Here is a 20,059-nt window from a genome sequence, read left to right on the forward strand (position 1 = left end):
CAGGTGGTAGCGGTCCAGCTGGTGGCCATCGGTATTCCGTCAGGCAGGGCATAGGTGACGTGGCCCTGCCAGCCGGAAGCCCGTAGTCAGTCTATGCATGCCTTCTTTGTTGTTTTGCAGAATCTTCTACTCGTCAGCCGACCCGATGCTGCCCACTAGCCAGTCCCCGCCGGGGACGTTTTGGTGCAGCTCCACGGTCCAGGGGCCGGCGTTGGTTTTGAAGGTAGTCAAGGCGACCTGTGGGTTATCGGAGTCCGCATCCATCACGGGGCCGGAAATGATCTTGTCGAAAGGGATCTGTGCCGGGTCGATGTATTCGGCATCGACCGCGTATTCCTCTTCGAGATAGGGCCGCAGCTCGGAGAACCACCGGCTAACGAGGCGACAGAGGATGGCGCCGAGCGATGGCAGCGGCTCCCCGTATAGACGTTGCGGCCAATAGGTCCGTCACGCTTGAAAGGACGCCTCTCACCCCCGCCTTGCCTCAAGTCAATATGCTCGCGAAACTTTCCCGCGTGCCTCAACTAATTTGCTCGCGAAATCCCCGGCGCCCCGCGTTGGGTACGGAGCTTCGCCCGAGTGATTAGCTGGTCCTGGATCGCGTTGATACCCCGAGTGATCTCCGCCGGGTTCAAACCCGCATGGATCCTCGCCAACGCCGGTGCCCCTGCGGTATCGAGTGCTTCCAGGTCCAACAACCTCTGATAGGCAGTGCGGGGCTTGTCATAGGTCCGACGCTTGCGCCCCGATCGGGCCGTGGCATATCCGGCGGCCTTGACCATGGGCAGCAGATGGTTCTTGCGCTGATCCACCAGAACCCACAACCGGTTCAGTAGCTCCATCTCCGCAGGATCCTCGTACCGGTACCTGAACGAATGGCGACGCACCCAGTCGTTATTGCGCTGCTCGACGTGCGCGTTGTCATTATGCTTATAAGCCCGCGCCCGGGTCAGGTAGTAGTCGTTGGCCTCGGCCCACTCGATGAGCTGGGTGTTGATGAACTCCCGACCATTATCGAAGTCCAGCCCCCGCATCGGATACGGCAACCCCGCCACCAGCGCCGCAACACCGGCCACGACATTACTGTGGCCCCGATTCTTCACCGTGGTGTTCACAGTCCACCCGGTGAAGACATCGGTCAGCGTGATCGAATACAGGAACTCCCCGGCCAGGCTATGCCCGCAATGCGCGACCGTGTCGACCTCGAAGAACCCCGGTTCCTGTTCCATCTCGGTCCCGGACCAGCGAACCTCGATCTCCGAACGCAACATTGTCCCGGGTCTTGTCGAGGACAACGAGCCGGCCGGGTAGCGTCGGGCTCGTTCCGCTGCCAGATAGCGGTCGATCGTCGCTCCCGACATGGCCAGCAACTCCTGCCGGACTTCGTCGTTGAAGATTGCCGCCAAGGGCCCGAGTTCCTCGAATCGGACGAATCGCTCCAGCTCGTCGTCCATGACCGCTTCCAAGTACTTCCCGCAGGGCTCACCCGATAGCGTCCAGATCCGTTCCAGGACCTGCCGCGAGGCCAAACTGTATTTGCGGGCCCGGCGTTTGGGAAGCGGGACTAGTCCAGCTTTTCGGTTCGCGGCCGCGACCAGTTGTCGTCGTGCATTGGCCCGGGACCATCCCATCGCCGTGCAGAGGTTATCGAGCAGCACCCCCTTCTGGCCCTTGGTGCCTTCGAGATAGGCCTTGGCCATGGCCCGAGTTATTTCCCGTCGTGCGCCCATCGAGATTCCCTGCTTCATTCCCCCAGCACACCGTGATGCCCAGACGATGGCCAGAGTTTCGCGAGCATTCCTAAATGAGGCATGCGCTGCGTTTCGCGAGCATCTACCGTGAGTCAACGCGACCCCTGGTGGGCGTCATCGGGCTGATGATACTCTGGTGCTGATGAGATGTGGAATTCGGGAGGTTCGTTTTGGCCCTAGCACTGGTACCGCGTTCAGACGAGGAGGTCCGCCCGTACGTCGACTCGCTGGGCTTGCCGGGGATTATTGATCTGCATGTGCATTTCATGCCTTTCCAGGTGCTGGAGAAGGTATGGGCGTTCTTTGACCGCGTTGCGGACAGCGGGCTCCCCCCTTGGCCGATCAGTTACCGGGACTCCGAAGAGGAACGAGTGCGAACGCTTCGGGATATGGGGGTGAAGGCATTCACCACCCTGAATTACGCGCACCGCCCCGGCATGGCACAGTGGCTCAACGACTACTCGTCAGCATTCGCTTCGACCCATGCTGACGCCATCCACTCTGCCACTTTCTATCCAGAGCCAAGCGTGGAAACCGTCGTCGCGCAGAGCTTGAAACAGGGCGCTCGAATCTTCAAATTGCACATCCAAGTGGGAGGATTCTCACCCTTGGACCCTCGGCTCGCACCCGCCTGGGAGATTATCGAGGAATCCGGCATACCGGTTGTCATTCACTGCGGCAACGGCCCGCATCCCGGGGAATACACCGGGCCTGCACCCATACGCGAACTCATCAAGAGGTACCCCTCGCTGGTGCTCATTATCGCGCACGCAGGCCTGCCGGATTATCAGGAATACGCCGAGCTTGCAGCGAGCAATCCTCACGTCTACCTCGACACCACCATGGTGGGCACCTCCTACATGGAACAACTCGCCCCAATCCCGCCCGGTTACCAGGACATCCTTGCCGGGCTATCCCACAAAGTCGTCTTCGGTACGGATTTTCCTTCGATTCCCTACACCTACAGCCACCAGATACAGGTACTCGAAAGCTGGGGACTCGGAAGCCAATGGATGACAAATGTCCTCTGGCACACCCCGCAGAGGCTCCTGAGGCTGGACCGGCTGCCCTAGCCACGCCTGTCCTTGCTCTCTAACCCCGGGACGCGCCGTGTCCGAGCCCTTGCGCCCGCAAGAGCGTCCGTCGGAGGATCTCTCATGGGTTGGAGAGGCGTCCCGGTCAGCGGTTCCGTACTGTGAAGCATCCAAGAAACCGGAGAACCTACCCAAATATCAGGTGCTCGGCTATTGCTGCGCCTGTTTTGGCCGAGTCACCGAGATAATGAGAACGACGATTCCCGCTCCGGTTAAGGCCCAGCCCAGGATGCCGAGATTAGTGAACGTAACAACAAGCGCTCCGGCAACTAAAAGTGCGATGGATAGAGCCCGGCTCGTCCGTGCAATTCTGGTCATCATCATGAATTCAACTCTACGATCCAAGTACAAGCTGATCGAGGCCAACAACTTCACCACGGATGCGACACGTATCCACCGTCCCGCTGAAGGGTAGGGGCCGGTACGTCCATTGGACGAAGACCCAGAAGCGCATGGCGGGAAATGATGCGAACTGCCTCTACCGCGGATCTTCCATAGGCCGCCCTTGGAAATCCCGGTGTGGCGAGATCAATCCACGGGGCGCCGCTAGTTCATTGGCTTGTATGCGTGGTCTTCAAGCATCTCGAAGATCCTGGGCGCATCTTCCTTGGCGGCGATAGTTTCCATGAAAAGCCGCCCCAAGTTCCCGCGAATGGTCACCACGTATTGCCGGTCCCTACCCAAATGTTCGAAGACCATGTGCATCATGTCGGTAGCGATGCCCTGATGGCGATACCTCTCGTCGACCGTGAAGCCACTGAGGTAGGTGAGTTCGGGGTCTTGCTCCCACCGCTTATAGGAGGCCTCCCCGATGATTGCTTCGTCGCCGGTGAAGGCTGCGAGTCGGCCCAGGGAGTCGATGGGTGTTTCACCTACCCAACGGATACCAATATTCTTCATCCCCACATCATGACAGGCCAGCACCCCTTGATATAAGGCTCGCAAACAATGATGGTTTGGAGTACACCCTGGAAGGCGTTGCGCTTCCGTTTAGAATGCGGGGGCCGCAACGCCGTCATCTACGAATGGAAGAATAACTGTTTCGGCTGGCCTTCCCCACTGGGCAAGCCAATCGACCCCGTTGGCATTGTTGCTAATGGCGTTCGGACCGTCCGCCAAAAGGATCGGCTTGCGGGCATACGCCGACCCCCGTAGCGGTTTGTCGTGGTGCCCACCCGATAGTCTGCTCCAGATCGGAAATAAATGAACTCCGCCCGGAAGCGTTCATGCCGTGGAAAGATCGATACATGACGAACGAACCATTCGAATTGCCGGTGTTGTCCGGACACCTCTTACGTTTGCGTGGATGGCGCGCTTCGGACGCACCAACCGTTCAGGAGGCTTCGCACGATCCGCTCATCCCACTCATCACGACCGTTCCCACAACGGACGGGGAGGCCGAGGCGCTTGCCTTCATTGCTCGCCAACACGATCGAATGCGAACACGCGCGGGCTACGTTTTCGCAATAGCTGACGCACATGATCTCGCGGTTGGTCACATTGGGCTGTTCCCTGTATCCGGCGCGGAGGGACGAGCGAGTGTGGGGTACTGGGTAACCCCTTCCCAGCGCCGCAAGGGCTACGCGGCAGAGGCCCTCGGTATTCTCACGTCGTGGGCGCGTCGGTTCGACGATCTTGACCGGCTCGAACTCTACGTCGAGCCATGGAATACCGGCTCATGGCGGGCAGCAGAGTGCGCCGGCTACGAGCGTGAAGGACTATTGAGCGCATGGGAGAAAATCGATGGCATTCCCAAGGATATGTACATGTACGGGGCGCTGACGTCGACCGCGCTCGCTTCGAGGTCCGGCGCGAACTGAGCGTGCGACCGGCGGGTCCGCCTTTCGGACAATTCCAACGTCTCGCTGAGGGTTCCTGCTGTGGGCATAGGGCTGCCGTGTAAACGGAGCTGGGCGGACGGCTCAACCGTTTCCGGAATGCTCCCGACTCGTCATGGGTTACGACGAGCCGTGGTGCGTTCGTACTGATTCGGTACGGTGGTACTCAAGTGCGTGTAAATGTTGGGCGAAGATCGTAGTCTCGTCGTTCGCGGACGTCTTGCTCAGCGATGAATAATAGTCAGAGGAGAAGCATGGAAAAGCTAATGACCGCTATAGGCACAGTGGCTATTTTTTTCGTCTTCTTCGCTGTGATCGGCGCCTGGGATATTCACGTTTCGGTGCGGATGATCTTCTCCGCAATGTTCGCCGCGATCTTTGCTTACATCTTCTTTAGGTCAAGCAAAAGGAAGACCAACGAATAGCACGAATTCAGGTCCAGCCAGCTATCGCATCGGCTGCTCCAGCGTCAGATGACGCGTTTCGTTCGTGACAGCTGAACGTGAGTGCAATGAGTTCATAGTCGCACTCCCGGGTTCGAGAAATGACGCCCCGAACACGTGCGGCATGTGTCGCCGCCAAGTTGATGATCCGTAGAGGGTTCCTCAAACGGAACGTCCCTTCTCACTCCTCGATTCTCTTCCGCCACTAACCCGCTACAATCGATTGGTTATTGCCAATGACTCCTGATAACTTGCGGAGACCGGAGAAGATCGACGATTCCTTCCTCGGATCCACAAGATTAGGAGCGACGGAGTGAGTAACGACCAGCACGACAGGCAAGCTGAAGCGGTGCGCGCCGCACTTAGCAAAGATTTATTCGAGCTTTCCGCTGAGTCTATCTACGAATGGGGTCCGGTCTTCAAAGCGCGATTGGCTGCTCGTGAGGGCAGCACAGTGGATGCCGTGGTCAAACCGACCTTAACGAACCCTGCCCGGGCGGCGGCCCTGGGCCATTGGCAGCGTCATTTGCGTGCCGCAGGGGTCGCCTGTGTGGAGCCGCTGGAGCTGAGACACGTTGCGCTTCCGGTAAGTGCGGCTGGATCCGCCTGGATGGCTTATCCCTGGGTCGAAGGAACTCCATGGGTTGGCACCCTTGAATCGATTGCTGCAGCCGGAGGCGGCCTTGGCTCTATGCACCGGGAATCGTCATCGTTCGACGGTGCTGATTTGCCGCATTTCGAGTGGCCGGTGTTCAGCCAGGAGTCGGTGGACGAGGACATTGAGGCCATTGAGAAGGTCTGCAATGAGCAGGCTGCATACCTTGACGATGGGAGCTATCCCCTCGGAGCTTCTGAGTCAGCATCACGTTGGGTGAAAGAGTTGACTGCGTTCCACTCCGAAACGCTGCCGGCCATACGTGATGCCGGACTGCCCACCTATGCAGTAAGTCTTGATTACCGCGCTACGAACCTGATCTACCCTGGGGGCGGGCAGCCCCCGGTGTTCGTCGACTTCGAGAACGGCGAGGTGGCCCCGAGGCTGCTCGATCTGGCAGGTTCAGTTCTGCTTTTCGCCAGTGAAGCCAACAATAATCCGGGCCGCCTCTTCACCGAAGATGAGTGGACAGTGTATGTAGCTGCCTATTTGGAGACCGCCCCACCCCTGACTCAACACGAGATCGCCTTGTGGCCCGAAGCCTTGAAGTATATGCGGCTCGAATGGGGCACATGGCACTTAACAGAAGGCGCCGAATGGGACTATCCCGGCGAAGGGAACTTCCTGCGCGACCTTCTCACACTCCAAGACTCCGACCGCTTTCCGTTGCACCCATAACGTCAAGGCGTAGCTCTGCACCGGAACAAGCGGTAGAGGATGCCGCTTCTGGACGCCTCAGCAGACCCATTGAACGTCCCCCATACGGATAGGGCGGGATGTGCTGACGACTTCTGAAAATGACTCATGCCATCGTTTCGGTCGCCCGACCAGCGTCCTTCCAGAACCGCGGCCCGCTATTGTCTGTCATGAGTTGGATGGGCAGTGCGTGCAGCAGCATTTGCTGCCTTCGTCGCAAAGAGGAGGACAGCGGTCTCCACAAGTAGGGCGGTGAGGGCTACCCAGGCGCCGGCGTCTCCATCAAGCAGGGCTTGTCCGACTATGGAGGCTGGGACGGCGACAAGAGCAATCCACCATGTCCGGCGAACCACGGGCAACGCTGCAGTATGGCCGGCGGACCATGCGTCGTTGGACGACTGTGTGACGCGGGTACGGATTCCCATGGAACCGTTGCGCGGGATCCTGCCAGCTGCTGCCCCGCGGGACACGGACACCATGATGGCTGGCAAGGCAACCACCATCAGAAGCGGAAGGGTCAGGAAAACATAGGACTCACTCATGGTGCTTTTCCGGACGGAAACGGGCACATCCAGCCTAAGATTAGCGGCCTCGATGACTCGGGGGGGATCGCCGTATTGGTCTCATAAGTTCGATATTTTCGCCGCACTTGAACGGAATAAGGCTTTGGTGTCGCCACCACTTGACAACGCATCCGGAACATACGACCCGTTCCGCCTGGGGTCACAGTCCCGCTGAGAGGGGCCCCGAACGGGCATCGAATCGTTGTGCGCACGACTTTGGACATTCCGCGCAGTCGTCTTCGAAACATGGCACCCTGGCTCGGCGGAACGTCACAGGACGGCAAGTCTAATGGGTTGTGCACAACTAGATTGTGCACTAATATTATTTTATGCAGACCAACCCCTTGGCCCTCGACGAGCAATTATGCTTTCCGCTCTATTCCAGTGAGAAGACCGTCGTGGCTGCCTATCGCCCGTTGTTGGCGCCGTTGGGCCTGACCTATCCGCAATATCTGGTCATGCTCGCCCTGTGGGAGGAGGGCGGCCAGCCGGTTTCCGCGCTGGGACGGCGGCTCGGTCTCGACTCGGGGACGCTGTCACCGCTGCTGAAGCGGCTGGAAGGCTCCGGCCGCATCCAACGACGTCGTGGCACTGCCGATGAGCGCGTGGTCACAATCCAGTTGACCTCCGAGGGCGCGGCCCTGCGCGAGGACGCCGTCGGGATTCCCGCACGCCTGTTTGCCCAGCTCGGCCTTAAGGCAGCGGAAGCAGCCGAACTGCGCCGGCTGCTGGCAAAGATCTGTTCCACCGGGCAGGCGACGCCCGCCCGAACCGACAACCCCAAGGATCCATCATGAAGACTCTCTACACAGCAGAAGCACTTGCCACCGGTGGCGGCCGCGACGGTCATGTCACCTCCACCGACAACCGGGTCGACCTCGATCTGGCCATTCCGCAATCCATGGGCGGTTCAGGTGCCGGGGCCAACCCCGAACAACTCTTCGCCGCAGGCTACGCCGCCTGCTTCCATAGCGCGCTGCAGATGGTCGCCCGCGAACGCAAGGTCGACGTCGATGGGTCCAGCGTCGGCGCCCAGGTCCACCTCGGCGGACTCGAATCCGGAGGGTTCGGCCTGGCAGTGACCCTGGAAATCACCCTGCCCGAGGTGGAGGCGACCGTCGCCAGCGACCTGGCGGAGGCCGCCCATCAGGTGTGCCCCTACTCCAATGCCACCCGAGGCAACATCGAGGTGGAGCTGCGCGTCTCCGACGACTGATCACTGGCACACTGTCCCCATGGAGGAGATGAAACCGGATACGAGCTACACCACGATCGAAGGGGTGCCCTATGTGCGTCTCTTCGTCGACTACGGCGAGAGTCCCGTCTGGACGTGGGAACCGGTGGACTACGAGGAACTGGCGTTGCCCACCGAACTTGAAGCCAGGATGCGCGCCTGGGAGGAGGCGTTCTACGCCAATGACATCGATGAGGCGTCGCCGGACCCGGCGGCACAGCGCCACCGTGCCGAGGGAATCCTCATTGCCGGCCAGCTCGCCGGTGAACTCGGTTCGTCATTGGCGGTCCACTATGCCCCGGCCTCTCCCGAGGACGCAGGGCGCTCCGACCGACTGCATCGGCACCGACCGTCATTGGCGGACCCCGAAATTTTTCACGTCGACACCTTCCCACTGCGCCCGGTGATCACCCGTCGCCTCATCTGGATGCTCCAACACCCCTTCGAACTGCCCGAGGAGACGGCGGGCTCCAGCGGGCTGGACGCCGACTGGAGTGATCTGGAGGACATCGACGATCAGGACGACGGGGACTAGTACTAGCCCGGCCCCCGGGATGTTCGCCGCAGACCTCGAGTGCGCGATACTGGAGGCATGGAGTTTCGCGAGCCGCCACATATCAACCCCACCCTGAATGAACCCCGGCGCATCGTCTTGCTTGGTTCCACGGGTTCCATTGGCACCCAGGCCATCGACGTCGCCGATGCTGCCCCCGAACGCTTCCGGATCGTCGCCCTCACGGGAGGCTCCAACCTGGAACTCCTCGCCCGACAGGCAGTGCATACCCGGGCTGGGGTCGTCGCGCTCGCCGACGGAGACGTCGATGAACTGCGGGCACGGATCCACGAGCATGCCGAACTCGCAGGACATAGTGCCTACCATCCCGAACTACTCGCCGGTCCCACGGCGGCGGCCCGGGTCGCCGGGTATCCGGAAGCCGACGTCGTGCTGAACGGGGTGACCGGTTCGATCGGTTTGGCCCCCACCTTGGCGGCCCTGAAGGCCGGACACCTGCTGGCCTTGGCCAATAAGGAGTCGCTGATCGCCGGTGGCGCCCTGGTGAAGCAGGCTGCGGCGCCGGGGCAACTCGTCCCGGTCGATTCCGAGCATTCGGCGATCGCCCAGGCTCTGCGCGCCGGCACTCCCGAGGAGGTTGCCCGGCTGATTGTCACTGCCTCGGGTGGCCCGTTCCGCGGTATGACCCGCCAGCAGTTGATGGACGTTACCCCCGCGCAGGCGCTGGACCACCCCACCTGGGAGATGGGCAAGGTGGTGAGTACCAATTCCGCGACCATGGTCAATAAAGCGTTGGAAGTCATTGAAGCCCACCTGCTGTTCGACGTACCGCTTCAGAAGATCGAAGCCGTCGTTCATCCGCAGTCGATGGTGCATTCCATGGTCGAATTCATTGACGGGTCCACGATCGCCCAGGCCTCGCCGCCGGATATGCGTCTGCCGATCGCCCTGGGCATGGGATGGCCGGCTCGGGTACCCGGCGCCGCTGCGCCCTGTGATTTCACCACCGCCTCCAGCTGGAGCTTCGAACCACTGGATGAGGAAGCCTTCCCGGCGATCCGGTTGGCCAAGCAGGCGGCGAATACCTCGGCCACGCATATGGCCGTCTACAACGCGGCCAATGAAGAAGCCGTCGAGGCCTTCCACGCGGGACGCATCCGCTTCCCTGACATCGTGGACTGTGTCGCCGATGTGGTGGGGCAGTACGATGCCGGGGCGCTGGTCGGGGATGAACTCAGCGTCCAATCGGTGCTGGTGGCCGAAGCGTGGGCACGAAAGTGTGCCCAGGAACGTTGGGGACAGTTGTGACAGTCATCCTCTTTATCGCCGGCGTCCTGATCGTCGCCATCGGCGTCGCCGTGTCCATTGCCCTGCACGAAGTCGGCCACCTGGTCCCGGCCAAACTCTTCGGTGTGCGCGTCCCGCAATACATGATCGGCTTCGGCAAGACGATCTTCTCTCGCCGACGGGGGGAAACCGAATACGGGGTCAAGGCGATCCCGCTGGGTGGCTACATCTCGATGATCGGAATGTTCCCTCCTGCCGAGGCGACAGCGGTGGAGGGCAAGGTCAAAGCCGCCAGCACGGGAATGTTCACCCAGCTGGCCAACGAGACCCGTCAGGCGGCCGCGGAGCAGCTGCGCCCCGGCGACGAGAACCGGATGTTCTATAAACTCCCGGTCTACAAACGGGTCATCATCATGCTCGGCGGGCCGTTCATGAACCTGGTGATCGCCTTCGTGCTCTTCGCCGTGCTGATCAGCGGTTTCGGCTCCATCCAGCACACCACCAACATCTCCGAGGTCTACCAGTGCGTGGTCAGCCAGGCGGACCAGAAGGCCCGCGGCGGCGACGACGCTGCCGCCAACTGCCAGCCAGGAGATCCTGCGGCACCTGCCTACGAAGCCGGCCTGCGCCCGGGGGACCGGATCACCTCCTTCGACGGCCACCAGGTCAAGGAGTGGCAGTGGGACGATCTCTCCGAACTCATCCGGGCCGACGCCGGAAAAACCGTGCCGATCACCTACCTGCGTGACGGATCGGAACACCAGACCACGATCACTCCGCGGCTATCGCAGCAACCCGCCTCGGACATCAACGGGAGGATCAAAACCGACGCCAACGGCAAGACCGAACTGGTCAACGTCGGCTTCGTGGGCATGGGCTCAGAAAACGTGCAGATGACCTTGCCATTGACCGAAGTGCCACCTGCGGTGGGACAGAATGTGCGGGCCGTCGCCGGGATCGTCGTGGACCTACCGGCACGACTGGTCGCCGTCGGTCAGGCGGCGTTCTCCTCGGCGCCACGGGACCCGAACGGACCGATGTCGGTCGTGGGGGTTGGTCGGATCGCCGGCGAGGTCAGTGCCATGGACGAGATCCCGATCAAGGATCGCATCGCCACACTCTTCGGCCTGGTCGCCAGCCTGAACGTCGCCCTGTTCGTCTTCAACCTCATTCCGCTGCTGCCCCTGGACGGCGGCCATGTCGTCGGCGCCCTGTGGGAGGGCCTGCGCCGTTTCGCCGCCCGGATCTTCAAACGTCGTGATCCGGGCCCGGTGGACATCGCCAAACTGATGCCACTGACCTATGTGGTGGGTGTGCTGCTGCTGGGCATGGGTGCGTTGTTGATCTATGCCGATATCGTGAAACCGGTGAATATTTTTGGTTGATCGTCGCAACCACCGCGGCACCGTCCTGCGCGGGGGAGCCGTCGTCGCCTCGGCACTGGCCCTGGGACTGGTCATGGCCGGATGTTCAGCAGTTGCTCCGGGGGACGACGACGGACATACGCCAGGGGCTTCAGGGCAAGACCCCGACCGGGTCGTCTTGGCCACGGCGACGCCGGGTATCAGCCACCTCGGTGGCAGTACCGAGGAACTGGGGTTGAAAGCCAGCCGGGCGTTCTTCGACAAGACCCCTGCCGTCGTCGTCCTCGGAAAGGACGCCCCGGACTCCTCCAAACGGGCTGCCGGGCGGGCCAGCGAACTCGGAATCCCGTTGCTCATGGAACCCGAGGGCGCTTCGGAACAGAAGGACTTCGACGAGGAATTGGAACGTCTGGGGGCAGAGACCCTCATTGCCTACGGAACCCTGTCCGAAGCGGCGGTCGGGGACCGGGACGTCGTGGCCGGGGAGGACCCCGAGGGGCAGCTGCCCACCATTGAAGCCCCCGAGAAATCTGACAACCCAGGATTCGCCGTCGTCGTCCGGGCGGGGAAGAAAGCAGAGCAGGCAGCAGGACCCGCCCTGGCCACTGCCGAAGCCGCAGGAGCTGACCGGGCGAGGATGGCCTCGCCGGATCCGCGTGCTGAAAAGAACCGGGAATTCTTCGGCGACCATGCCGACGCACGGCTCTACACGATCGGCCAGGGATTCGGGAAGAGCGCCGAATTCTCTGCCTTGGCCAAAACGGCGGCCGGGGGCCAGGAACTTCCCGGCGGCGGACAACTCGTGTTCCCGGCACGGCGGATGATCGCGCTCTACGGCTCGCCGGGGACCTCCTCCCTGGGGGCGCTGGGCGAACAGGACCTGGATGGGGCCATCAAACGGGCGAAGAAGCTGGCCACGGAATACCAGCCCCATAGCAAGGAAAAGGTCCAACCGGCCTTCGAGATCATTGCCACGGTCGCCTCCGCCGCGCCCGGGACGGACGGGAACTATTCCAGCTACACCCCCGTGGACCAACTTGAACCCTGGGTCAAGGCTGCGCAGCAGGCAGGGGTCTACGTGGTGTTGGACCTCCAACCGGGCCGCAACGACTTTTTGACCCAGGCCAAGCACTACGAAAAGCTGCTGTCCTACCCGAACGTGGGCCTCGCCTACGACCCGGAATGGAGGCTCAAACCCGGGCAGCAGCATATGCAACAAATAGGTTCCGTCGACGCGGCGGAACTGAACCGGACGAACGACTGGCTGGCCGCACTAACGCGCAGTAAACAGCTTCCGCAGAAGGTGGTCATTCTTCACCAGTTCCGGCGGAGCATGATCGAAAATCGCTCCACCTTGGACACCACACATCCCGAACTGGCGATGGTCCTGCATGCCGATGGAAATGGCACCCCCGGGATGAAGATGGCCACCTGGGACAACCTGCGTCGCGGACTGCCCGATGGCATCAGGATGGCGTGGAAGAACTTCATCGACGAGGACTCTCCGACCTTCACTCCCGAGCAAACCTTTCAGATCAAGCCCAAGCCGTGGTTCGTCTCCTACCAGTAGCGCGTCCGCGGAGCTCCCGCGGGGAACGTACACTGGTGCCCATGAGCATTTTTGCCGTTGAATACGTTTATGCGCCCGATTCCGAAGCCGCCCGGGACGAACACCGCCCTGCGCACCGCGCCTTCTTGGCTGGACTGACCGACGGATTCACCCTCGTGGCCTCCGGACCCTACGTTGATGGTTCCGGGGCCCTGCTCCTGATCAAGGCTCCCTCCGAGGAAGCCCTCGCCGCGAAGCTCGGTGAAGACCCGTTCAACGCCAACTCCTTGGTCGCGGCCCTGCGCCTGACCGAATGGAGCCCCGTCACCGGTGAGCTCTCTCACCACGTCTGATCCCGCCTAGGGCCCCATTTTCCTCCGCGAAGGAGGATAATGGGCCGTGGATGAACACCCCTGAAAACCCGGAGGATAATTTGACCTCGGTCAGCCTTGGAATGCCAGCAGCCCCACCACCGGTTCTGGCCCCACGACGGAAAACCCGCCAGATCAAGGTCGGAGCCGTCGGTGTTGGATCGGAATCCCCGATCAGCGTGCAGTCGATGACCACCACGCCGACCACCGATATCAACGCCACGTTGCAGCAGATCGCCGAACTCACTGCCTCCGGCTGCGATATCGTGCGGGTGGCCTGCCCCTCGCCCGACGATGCCGAGGCGCTGCCGATCATCGCCAAGAAGTCGCAGATCCCCGTCATCGCGGATATCCACTTCCAGCCGAAGTACGTCTACGCGGCCATTGAAGCCGGCTGCGCCGCAGTCCGCGTGAACCCCGGGAACATCCGGAAGTTTGACGACCAAGTCAAGGAGATCGCCCAGGCCGCCAAGGACCACGGCACCTCGATCCGCATCGGCGTCAACGCCGGCTCCCTGCACCCCAGCCTGATGAAAAAATATGGCAAGGCCACCCCCGAGGCGCTCGTTGAATCAGCCGTCTGGGAGGCTTCGCTGTTCGAGGAACACGACTTCCACGACTTCAAGATCTCCGTCAAGCACAACGACCCGGTCGTCATGGTCCGTGCCTATGAGCTGCTGGCCGAACAGGGCGACTGGCCACTGCACTTGGGCGTCACCGAAGCCGGCCCCGCCTTCCAAGGGACCATCAAATCGGCGACAGCCTTCGGTGCGTTGCTCTCCCAAGGCATCGGCGACACCATCCGTGTTTCCCTCTCCGCACCGCCGGTCGAGGAGATCAAGGTCGGTGACCAGATCCTGCAGTCGCTGAACCTGCGCCCCCGCAAGCTCGAAATCGTTTCCTGCCCCTCCTGTGGCCGCGCCCAGGTCGACGTCTATAAGCTGGCCGACGAGGTCACCGCAGGGCTGGAAGGCATGGAGTTCCCGCTGCGTGTGGCCGTCATGGGTTGCGTCGTCAACGGACCCGGCGAAGCCCGCGAAGCCGACCTCGGTGTCGCCTCCGGCAACGGCAAGGGCCAGATCTTCGTCAAGGGCGAGGTCATCAAGACCGTACCCGAGGACCAGATCGTGGAAACCCTCATCGAAGAAGCCGGACGCATCGTCGAGGCGATGGAAGCCGCCGGTGAAGCCACCGGTGGAGTCCCGAGCGTTTCGGTCTCCTAAGGCGGGGTAGCCAGGTGCCAGGTCATGTGGTTCCGCCGCAGCCCGGAGTCTGCAAGACTTTGGGCTAGGCGCCACCGCGGACGACGGGAAGGGAGGAACGATGTCAAGGATCCTTTCCCGTGCCCTCCCGTGGTTTCCACCAGCGAAACTTCCCTACCGGGGCGGCGAATCCCTGGGGGACACCGTCAGGGTCCTGACCGATGAGGACACGGCTGCCCTGCGCGGCCTGGTGGCCCAGGACCCGGTGGCGAATATTTTCATGGACGCCCAACTTGAGGCCACCGGCTCCGCGGCACCGACCCCCACCGGGTCCCTGGTGTTGGGTCGCTACGACTCGGGGGAACTGCGCTCAGCACTCTGGGTCGGTGCGAATCTGGTCCCCATCCAAGCCGGCCCCGGTGATGCCTTGGCCTTCGCCACGGCGGTGCTGGGCATGGACCGTCAGGTCTCCTCCATCTTTGGGCCGGCCACTGCCGTGCTGCCGCTGTGGGACTCGATGCGTCCGGAGTCCTCCCAACGGGCCTTCGATGTGCGCGCCTCCCAGCCATTGATGGTGTTGGACCGGCAGCCGAGTATTCTTCCGTCGACCTCCGTCCGCCGTTCGACGATGACCGATTTCGATGCCGTCCTGCCGGCCTGCGCCGCCATGTTCGAGGAGGAGCTGGGCTACTCGCCGTTGGGCGCCGGGGGACCGTTCTACCGTTCCAGGGTCCGCTCGCTGATCCGGCAGGGGCACTCCTTCGTGGACCGCCCCGCGGATGGAGGCATCCGTTTCAAAGCCGAACTCGGTACCGTTTCGCCGCGGGCGACCCAGATCCAGGGCGTCTGGGTCGCCCCTGAACATCGTGGTGAAGGCCTTTCGGGCCCGTCCATGGCAGCGGTGGCCGGTTCGGCCCTGGCCTTGGCTCCGGTCACGAGCCTGTACGTGAACAACTACAATCTCGCCGCGGTGGCCACCTACCGTCGGGCAGGTTTCGAACAGGTCGGCGAATTCGCCACGGTTCTGTTCTGAATTCCCAGCGCTTCGCTCCTGCCTCCCAGCCCGCACGTTCGCTAGGGTAGGGGCAGAACATCCGGTGCCAACGGTGCCGGTTCCAGCCTGCGAAACGGGGGACCCATGGACGGGGCATCGTCTGCGTCGACGCGCGGAAAGACCGCCGCGGTGCTGCTGGCCCTGCCGTTGGTCCTCAGCGCCTGCACCGGAGGCGACCCGGGTGACACCCCCGCACCCAGCGGCAGTGGGCCTGTGGCCTCCAGCCAGGCCCCGTCGTCCTCCGCCGCTCCGTCCCCGAGCCCGACCGGCGATCCTGAAGCCAGCAGTGCTCCGCCCCCGCTGACCGGCCCGCTGCCGTCCTTCACCGCCGAGGATTTGGCTGACGCGGCCCGCGAAATGGCCGAAAACCATCCCGGCGCCCGAGTCCGGACCTCCCAGGAGATTGCCGGGCAGACCGAAACCGGGCAGGCCCTGCTCGATGACATGGACATCACCCCCGCCAAATGTGCGCCCTTCATGGACAACCAGGAAGCCACGTTGCCTGCCGGCGCCCTCATCGCCTCGGTGACCATTCCCGGGGATACCGTCAATCGCGAAAGCTACGTGTCGCTGGCTTCCTACCCCGATCGTGCCGCCGCCGCCGCAGCCGTCTCCCGCACTGCCGACCTGATCAGCCGATGCGGGAGCTTCGACCTGAGCCTAGGCGACACCGCGGGGACCGCGGCGGTGGACCGGGAGAAGACGACGACGCAGGCAGAAACCACGGTGGGCTACCGGATGGACGTCTCGGCCGGGGAGCAGGGGGTGGCCAGTTACACCGTTTCCGGCAGCGACGGGGCCGTCGTGGTCTCGGCAACCACCCGGGATGAACACGAAAAAGACATCGTTCCCGAGGACGTCGCCGACCAGCTCGACGAGGCGCTGGAAGCACTGCGAACACAATAACCGGTGCCCTGGGCCCGGGGCTGTTCGGCCCTGCGACGGGCAGCGGGTAAATTGGAAGCGTCCCGATACGGACATCAACCCACACGACCAGCGGCCCAGCCCGCGGAAACGGACAGCAAGCGTGGTCCTGCGACTTTCCACCATGTTCCTGCGCACCTTGCGCGAAGACCCGGTTGACGCCGAGGTTGCCAGCCATAAGCTGCTGGTGCGCGCCGGCTACATCCGCCGTGCCGCCCCGGGCATCTACAGCTGGCTGCCCTTGGGCCTGCGCGTCCTGGCGAAGGTCGAGGCGATCGTCCGTGAGGAAATGAACGCCATCGGTGGCCAGGAAGTCCACTTCCCGGCACTTCTGCCGCGCGAACCCTACGAGGCCACCGGCCGATGGACCGAATATGGTGATGCCCTGTTCCGGCTCCAGGACCGCAAGGGCGCCGACTATTTGCTGGCACCGACCCACGAGGAGATGTTCACCCTCCTGGTGAAGGACCTCTACAACTCCTATAAGGATTTGCCGGTCTACCTCTACCAAATCCAGAATAAGTACCGCGACGAAGCCCGCCCCCGCGCCGGCCTGCTGCGTGGACGCGAATTCATCATGAAGGACTCCTACTCCTTCGATATCGACGACGCCGGCCTGGATACCGCCTACGCCAAGCACCGTGAGGCCTACCTGAAGATCTTCGCCCGACTGGGCTTGGAGATCCTGCCGGTCAAGGCCACGGCCGGGGCCATGGGCGGTTCCAAATCCGAGGAGTTCCTCCACCCGACCCCGGTCGGTGAAGACACCTTCGTGCGCTCCGCAGGAGGCTATGCCGCCAACGTGGAGGCCGTGACCACCGTGGTGCCGGCAGATCTCGACTATTCCGCGCTGCCGGCCTGGGAAGTCAAGGACACCCCCGATACCCCGACCATCGACACGCTCGTGGCCGTCGCCAACGAGGTAGCCCCCCGGGATGCCGGCGAATGGACCGCAGCCGACACGCTCAAGAACGTCGTCATTGCCGCGAAACTGCCCACGGGGGAGCGCCGGCTGGTGGCCATTGGGCTGCCCGGGGACCGCGCGGTGGACCTCAAACGCGTGGAAGCCAATATCGCCGGCCACCTGGATATCGGCGGCGAAGTGGAGATCGAGGCAGCCACCGAGGAGGACCTGAAGAAGAACCCTGCCCTGGTCAAGGGCTACATGGGACCGGGCAACGGGCTGGATCATGCGGTGCTGGGCACCGAGGCGACCAGTGGGGTCCTGTACCTGGTGGACCCGCGTGTGGTTTCGGGAACCTCCTGGATCACCGGGGCCAACGAGTACGGTCGCCACGTCTTCGGCCTGGTCGCCGGCCGGGACTTCGGCTGGGACAGCACCATCGAATGCGTGGAGGTCCGCGAAGGAGATCCCGCACCCGACGGCTCCGGCCCGCTGCAGACCGCCCGCGGCATCGAAATGGGCCATATTTTCCAGTTGGGCCGCAAATACGCCGAATCACTCGAGCTGAAGGTCCTGGACCAGAACGGCAAGCTCGTCACGGTCACCATGGGCTCCTACGGTGTCGGTGTCACCCGCGCCGTTGCCGCCCTGGCCGAAACCAACCATGACGATCGTGGGCTGATGTGGCCCCGTAACGTCGCCCCCGCCGATGTGCACCTCATGGTGACCGGCAAGGGTGCCGAACTCTTCGCCGAGGCCGAGCGCATCGCCGCGGCCCTCGACGCCCAGGGCATCGAGGTCATTTTCGATGACCGACCGAAGGTTTCGGCCGGCGTGAAGTTCGGTGATGCCGAACTCGTCGGCGTCCCCACCATCGCCGTCGTGGGCCGAGGTCTGGCCGAAGGCCTCGTGGAGGTCAAGGACCGGGCCTCCGGAACCGCCGAGAACATCCCGGTGGCCGATGTGGTCCAGCACCTCATCGACACTGTTCGCGGCTAGGCGGACACCCGGTGGACTGGGCGTCGTTGCTGGAGGGCTCCGGACTGGCGGACCTCCAGACGAGCACCTTGTTGCTGGTGCTCGTCGCGGGCCTGGCTGCCGGGTGGATCGATGCCGTCGTCGGCGGTGGGGGACTGCTCCAATTACCGGCACTGCTGTTGGTCCCCGGCATCACACCGGTCCAGGCGCTGGCGACCAATAAGCTCGGCTCGGTCTTCGGAACCACCACGAGTGCCATCACCTATTACCGCCGGGCCCATCCGGATTTGAAGACCGCGCTGCCGATGGCGGGCATTGCACTGATCGGCAGTTTCGGAGGGGCGATCGTGGCGACGTTGTTGCCCGCCGCGATCTTCAAACCGATCATCGTTGCCGCGTTGATCGCCGTGGCGATCTTCACCGCCGTCAAACCCACGGTCGGCGAGTTGACGAGCCTGCGCCATACCGGCAGCCGTCACTATGCGGTGGCCGGGGTGATCGGCTTGGTCATTGGGTTCTACGACGGACTCATCGGTCCGGGCACCGGGTCGTTCCTGATCATCGCCATGGTCATCTTCCTCGGCTACAACTTCCTGGCCTCCAGCGCCAAGGCCAAGATCGTGAATATGGCGACCAACGTGGGCGCGCTGGCCTTCTTCCTGCCCACAGGCCACCTCCTCTGGGGGCTGGGACTCGTGCTCGGGCTGGCCAATATGGTGGGCGGCTACGTGGGCGCACGCATGGCCGTGAGCAAGGGCAGCAAATTCATCCGCATTGTCTTCCTCGTGGTCGTGACGGTGTTGATCCTGCGTTTGGGGTACGACGTCGTCCAGGAGAACATCCTGCATCAGCAGTAGTTCCGCGGGGGTCGGGTTGTTGTCCACGGGCCCCTCACAGGGCTGGCTTTTCGGGGAATCCGTGGGGTGCCTTCGATAGAATCGAAGACATGTTCGAATCAATGAGGATCCCAGAAACCCCGGTGGCAGCACCCGCCACCGGGGCACTGGCCTCATTCCTGGACCTGCTGCCGGCCCTGGACACCAACGACCTGGACGAAGCAGCCCTGATCGATGTCCTGGCCGGCGCCGAGGCCACCAAGAATGCCCTCTCCGCCCTCCAAGCCCGGGCAGCAGTGGCCCTGGATACGGTAGTTCGCACCCGCCACGCGGCCGAAGGAATCCCCCGTGAGAAGGCCGGTGCCGGGATCCACGCCCAGGTGGCATTGGCCCGATCCGAGTCCCCGCATGCCGGGCACCGGCTGGTGGGCATGGCGAAGGCCGTGGTGAATGAGATGCCCCATACCCACCAGGCGTTGGCCACCGGCCGGCTCAGTGAATGGCGGGCGACCCTGCTGGTGAAAGAAACCGCCTGCCTCAGTGTTGAACAACGCCGCCAGGTCGATGAGCAACTCCTGGCCGATCCCTCGGTCCTCGAGGGCGTCGGGACCCGGGCGCTGGTGGCCCGGGCCAGGAAACTGGCCTACGCAGTCTCCCCCTCGGCGGTGGTGGACCGGGCCCGTCGGGCGGTGAAAGACCGCAGGGTCTCCCTGCGGCCGGCCCCGGATACCATGTCGATCCTTTCGGGCTTGCTACCGGTGGCCCAAGGCGTCTCGGTGCTCAAGGCCCTGACCGGGGAGGC

General features: G+C 63.0%; 21 protein-coding genes. 17 read left to right on the top strand and 4 right to left on the bottom strand.

Annotation, left to right across the window (positions count from 1 at the left end):
* Window positions 1–524 precede the first annotated feature (524 nt).
* Window positions 525–1,748: a transposase family protein gene (locus CIK75_RS01460; RefSeq protein WP_241895197.1), complete on the bottom strand. Its 1,224-nt coding sequence runs from the start codon at window positions 1,746–1,748 to the stop codon at window positions 525–527.
* A gap of 173 nt (window positions 1,749–1,921) precedes the next feature.
* Here CIK75_RS01460 and CIK75_RS01465 point away from each other — a divergent pair, with 173 nt between their 5' ends.
* Window positions 1,922–2,824, top strand: coding sequence for an amidohydrolase family protein (locus CIK75_RS01465; protein ID WP_241895199.1), 903 nt, complete (start codon window positions 1,922–1,924; stop codon window positions 2,822–2,824).
* 171 nt (window positions 2,825–2,995) lie between these two features.
* On the opposite strand, the gene CIK75_RS16115 is transcribed toward CIK75_RS01465, so the two are convergent.
* Together CIK75_RS16115 and CIK75_RS01475 are read right to left on the bottom strand one after the other, a co-directional pair.
* Window positions 2,996–3,169 (bottom strand): hypothetical protein, encoded by a 174-nt coding sequence (locus tag CIK75_RS16115; RefSeq protein ID WP_158225851.1) that lies wholly within the window; start codon window positions 3,167–3,169, stop codon window positions 2,996–2,998.
* 222 nt (window positions 3,170–3,391) lie between these two features.
* On the bottom strand, window positions 3,392–3,745 hold the full coding sequence (locus CIK75_RS01475; protein WP_096222993.1) for a GNAT family N-acetyltransferase: 354 nt from the start codon (window positions 3,743–3,745) through the stop codon (window positions 3,392–3,394).
* Window positions 3,746–4,092: 347 nt separating this feature from the next.
* Here CIK75_RS01475 and CIK75_RS01480 point away from each other — a divergent pair, with 347 nt between their 5' ends.
* From CIK75_RS01480 to CIK75_RS01485, 3 genes are all read left to right on the top strand, one after another.
* A complete protein-coding gene (locus CIK75_RS01480) occupies window positions 4,093–4,665 on the top strand; it encodes a GNAT family N-acetyltransferase (protein WP_096222994.1) in 573 nt (190 codons plus the stop codon).
* Between the two features lie 272 nt (window positions 4,666–4,937).
* On the top strand, window positions 4,938–5,108 hold the full coding sequence (locus CIK75_RS16120; RefSeq protein WP_158225852.1) for a hypothetical protein: 171 nt from the start codon (window positions 4,938–4,940) through the stop codon (window positions 5,106–5,108).
* Between the two features lie 331 nt (window positions 5,109–5,439).
* A complete protein-coding gene (locus CIK75_RS01485) occupies window positions 5,440–6,459 on the top strand; it encodes a phosphotransferase (RefSeq protein WP_096222995.1) in 1,020 nt (339 codons plus the stop codon).
* Window positions 6,460–6,635: 176 nt separating this feature from the next.
* Here the strand turns inward: CIK75_RS01485 and CIK75_RS01490 are convergent, their stop codons facing one another.
* Complete coding sequence (locus CIK75_RS01490; protein WP_096222996.1) at window positions 6,636–7,019, bottom strand: SdpI family protein; 384 nt, start codon at window positions 7,017–7,019, stop codon at window positions 6,636–6,638.
* Between the two features lie 350 nt (window positions 7,020–7,369).
* On the opposite strand from CIK75_RS01490, the gene CIK75_RS01495 reads away from it, so the two are divergent.
* The 13 genes from CIK75_RS01495 to CIK75_RS16275 form a co-directional block, all read left to right on the top strand.
* Entirely contained in the window at window positions 7,370–7,837 is a 468-nt protein-coding gene (locus tag CIK75_RS01495) for a MarR family transcriptional regulator (RefSeq protein ID WP_096222997.1), read from the top strand.
* Window positions 7,834–8,256: an organic hydroperoxide resistance protein gene (locus tag CIK75_RS01500; RefSeq protein WP_096222998.1), complete on the top strand. Its 423-nt coding sequence runs from the start codon at window positions 7,834–7,836 to the stop codon at window positions 8,254–8,256. Before CIK75_RS01495 ends, CIK75_RS01500 begins: the two co-directional genes overlap by 4 nt.
* A 19-nt stretch (window positions 8,257–8,275) precedes the next feature.
* The gene (locus CIK75_RS01505) at window positions 8,276–8,809 is read left to right on the top strand and encodes a hypothetical protein (protein ID WP_143413234.1); all 534 of its coding nucleotides are present in this window, start codon (window positions 8,276–8,278) and stop codon (window positions 8,807–8,809) included.
* Between the two features lie 57 nt (window positions 8,810–8,866).
* Window positions 8,867–10,096 (top strand): 1-deoxy-D-xylulose-5-phosphate reductoisomerase, encoded by a 1,230-nt coding sequence (gene dxr / locus CIK75_RS01510; protein ID WP_096223000.1) that lies wholly within the window; start codon window positions 8,867–8,869, stop codon window positions 10,094–10,096.
* Window positions 10,093–11,460 carry a site-2 protease family protein gene (locus CIK75_RS01515; RefSeq protein WP_096223001.1) on the top strand — a complete coding sequence of 456 codons (1,368 nt, stop codon included), beginning with the start codon at window positions 10,093–10,095 and terminating at the stop codon, window positions 11,458–11,460. The genes dxr and CIK75_RS01515 overlap by 4 nt, the downstream gene beginning before the upstream one ends.
* Complete coding sequence (locus tag CIK75_RS01520) at window positions 11,453–13,009, top strand: hypothetical protein (RefSeq protein WP_096223002.1); 1,557 nt, start codon at window positions 11,453–11,455, stop codon at window positions 13,007–13,009. Before CIK75_RS01515 ends, CIK75_RS01520 begins: the two co-directional genes overlap by 8 nt.
* Before the next feature lie 41 nt (window positions 13,010–13,050).
* A complete protein-coding gene (locus tag CIK75_RS01525) occupies window positions 13,051–13,341 on the top strand; it encodes a YciI family protein (protein ID WP_087000896.1) in 291 nt (96 codons plus the stop codon).
* Window positions 13,342–13,421: 80 nt separating this feature from the next.
* Window positions 13,422–14,582 carry a flavodoxin-dependent (E)-4-hydroxy-3-methylbut-2-enyl-diphosphate synthase gene (gene ispG / locus CIK75_RS01530; RefSeq protein ID WP_096223035.1) on the top strand — a complete coding sequence of 387 codons (1,161 nt, stop codon included), beginning with the start codon at window positions 13,422–13,424 and terminating at the stop codon, window positions 14,580–14,582.
* Window positions 14,583–14,682: 100 nt separating this feature from the next.
* Entirely contained in the window at window positions 14,683–15,594 is a 912-nt protein-coding gene (locus CIK75_RS01535) for a GNAT family N-acetyltransferase (protein ID WP_087000898.1), read from the top strand.
* A 105-nt stretch (window positions 15,595–15,699) separates the two neighbouring features.
* Window positions 15,700–16,521, top strand: coding sequence for a hypothetical protein (locus CIK75_RS01540; protein WP_096223003.1), 822 nt, complete (start codon window positions 15,700–15,702; stop codon window positions 16,519–16,521).
* A 121-nt stretch (window positions 16,522–16,642) separates the two neighbouring features.
* Window positions 16,643–18,442, top strand: coding sequence for a proline--tRNA ligase (locus tag CIK75_RS01545; RefSeq protein WP_096223004.1), 1,800 nt, complete (start codon window positions 16,643–16,645; stop codon window positions 18,440–18,442).
* Between the two features lie 11 nt (window positions 18,443–18,453).
* A complete protein-coding gene (locus tag CIK75_RS01550; protein WP_241895204.1) occupies window positions 18,454–19,278 on the top strand; it encodes a TSUP family transporter in 825 nt (274 codons plus the stop codon).
* Between the two features lie 89 nt (window positions 19,279–19,367).
* Window positions 19,368–20,059 (top strand): DUF222 domain-containing protein (locus tag CIK75_RS16275; protein ID WP_198962374.1); only part of this gene is annotated, 692 nt, incomplete at its 3' end.

It is taken from the genome of Glutamicibacter sp. BW78 (assembly GCF_002332245.1).
GTDB classification, from domain to species: Bacteria; Actinomycetota; Actinomycetes; order Actinomycetales; family Micrococcaceae; genus Arthrobacter_H; species Arthrobacter_H rhombi_A.

Bases quoted from the DNA above. Each gene is read 5' to 3' on its own strand.
- CIK75_RS01460 (WP_241895197.1), bottom strand. From the start codon at position 1,748: ATGAAGCAGGGAATCTCGATGGGCGCACGACGGGAAATAACTCGGGCC.
- CIK75_RS16115 (WP_158225851.1), bottom strand. From the start codon at position 3,169: ATGATGATGACCAGAATTGCACGGACGAGCCGGGCTCTATCCATCGCA.
- CIK75_RS01475 (WP_096222993.1), bottom strand. From the start codon at position 3,745: ATGAAGAATATTGGTATCCGTTGGGTAGGTGAAACACCCATCGACTCC.
- CIK75_RS01480 (WP_096222994.1), top strand. From the start codon at position 4,093: ATGACGAACGAACCATTCGAATTGCCGGTGTTGTCCGGACACCTCTTA.
- CIK75_RS16120 (WP_158225852.1), top strand. From the start codon at position 4,938: ATGGAAAAGCTAATGACCGCTATAGGCACAGTGGCTATTTTTTTCGTC.
- CIK75_RS01490 (WP_096222996.1), bottom strand. From the start codon at position 7,019: ATGAGTGAGTCCTATGTTTTCCTGACCCTTCCGCTTCTGATGGTGGTT.
- CIK75_RS01495 (WP_096222997.1), top strand. From the start codon at position 7,370: ATGCAGACCAACCCCTTGGCCCTCGACGAGCAATTATGCTTTCCGCTC.
- CIK75_RS01500 (WP_096222998.1), top strand. From the start codon at position 7,834: ATGAAGACTCTCTACACAGCAGAAGCACTTGCCACCGGTGGCGGCCGC.
- CIK75_RS01505 (WP_143413234.1), top strand. From the start codon at position 8,276: ATGGAGGAGATGAAACCGGATACGAGCTACACCACGATCGAAGGGGTG.
- dxr (WP_096223000.1), top strand. From the start codon at position 8,867: ATGGAGTTTCGCGAGCCGCCACATATCAACCCCACCCTGAATGAACCC.
- CIK75_RS01525 (WP_087000896.1), top strand. From the start codon at position 13,051: ATGAGCATTTTTGCCGTTGAATACGTTTATGCGCCCGATTCCGAAGCC.
- CIK75_RS01535 (WP_087000898.1), top strand. From the start codon at position 14,683: ATGTCAAGGATCCTTTCCCGTGCCCTCCCGTGGTTTCCACCAGCGAAA.
- CIK75_RS01540 (WP_096223003.1), top strand. From the start codon at position 15,700: ATGGACGGGGCATCGTCTGCGTCGACGCGCGGAAAGACCGCCGCGGTG.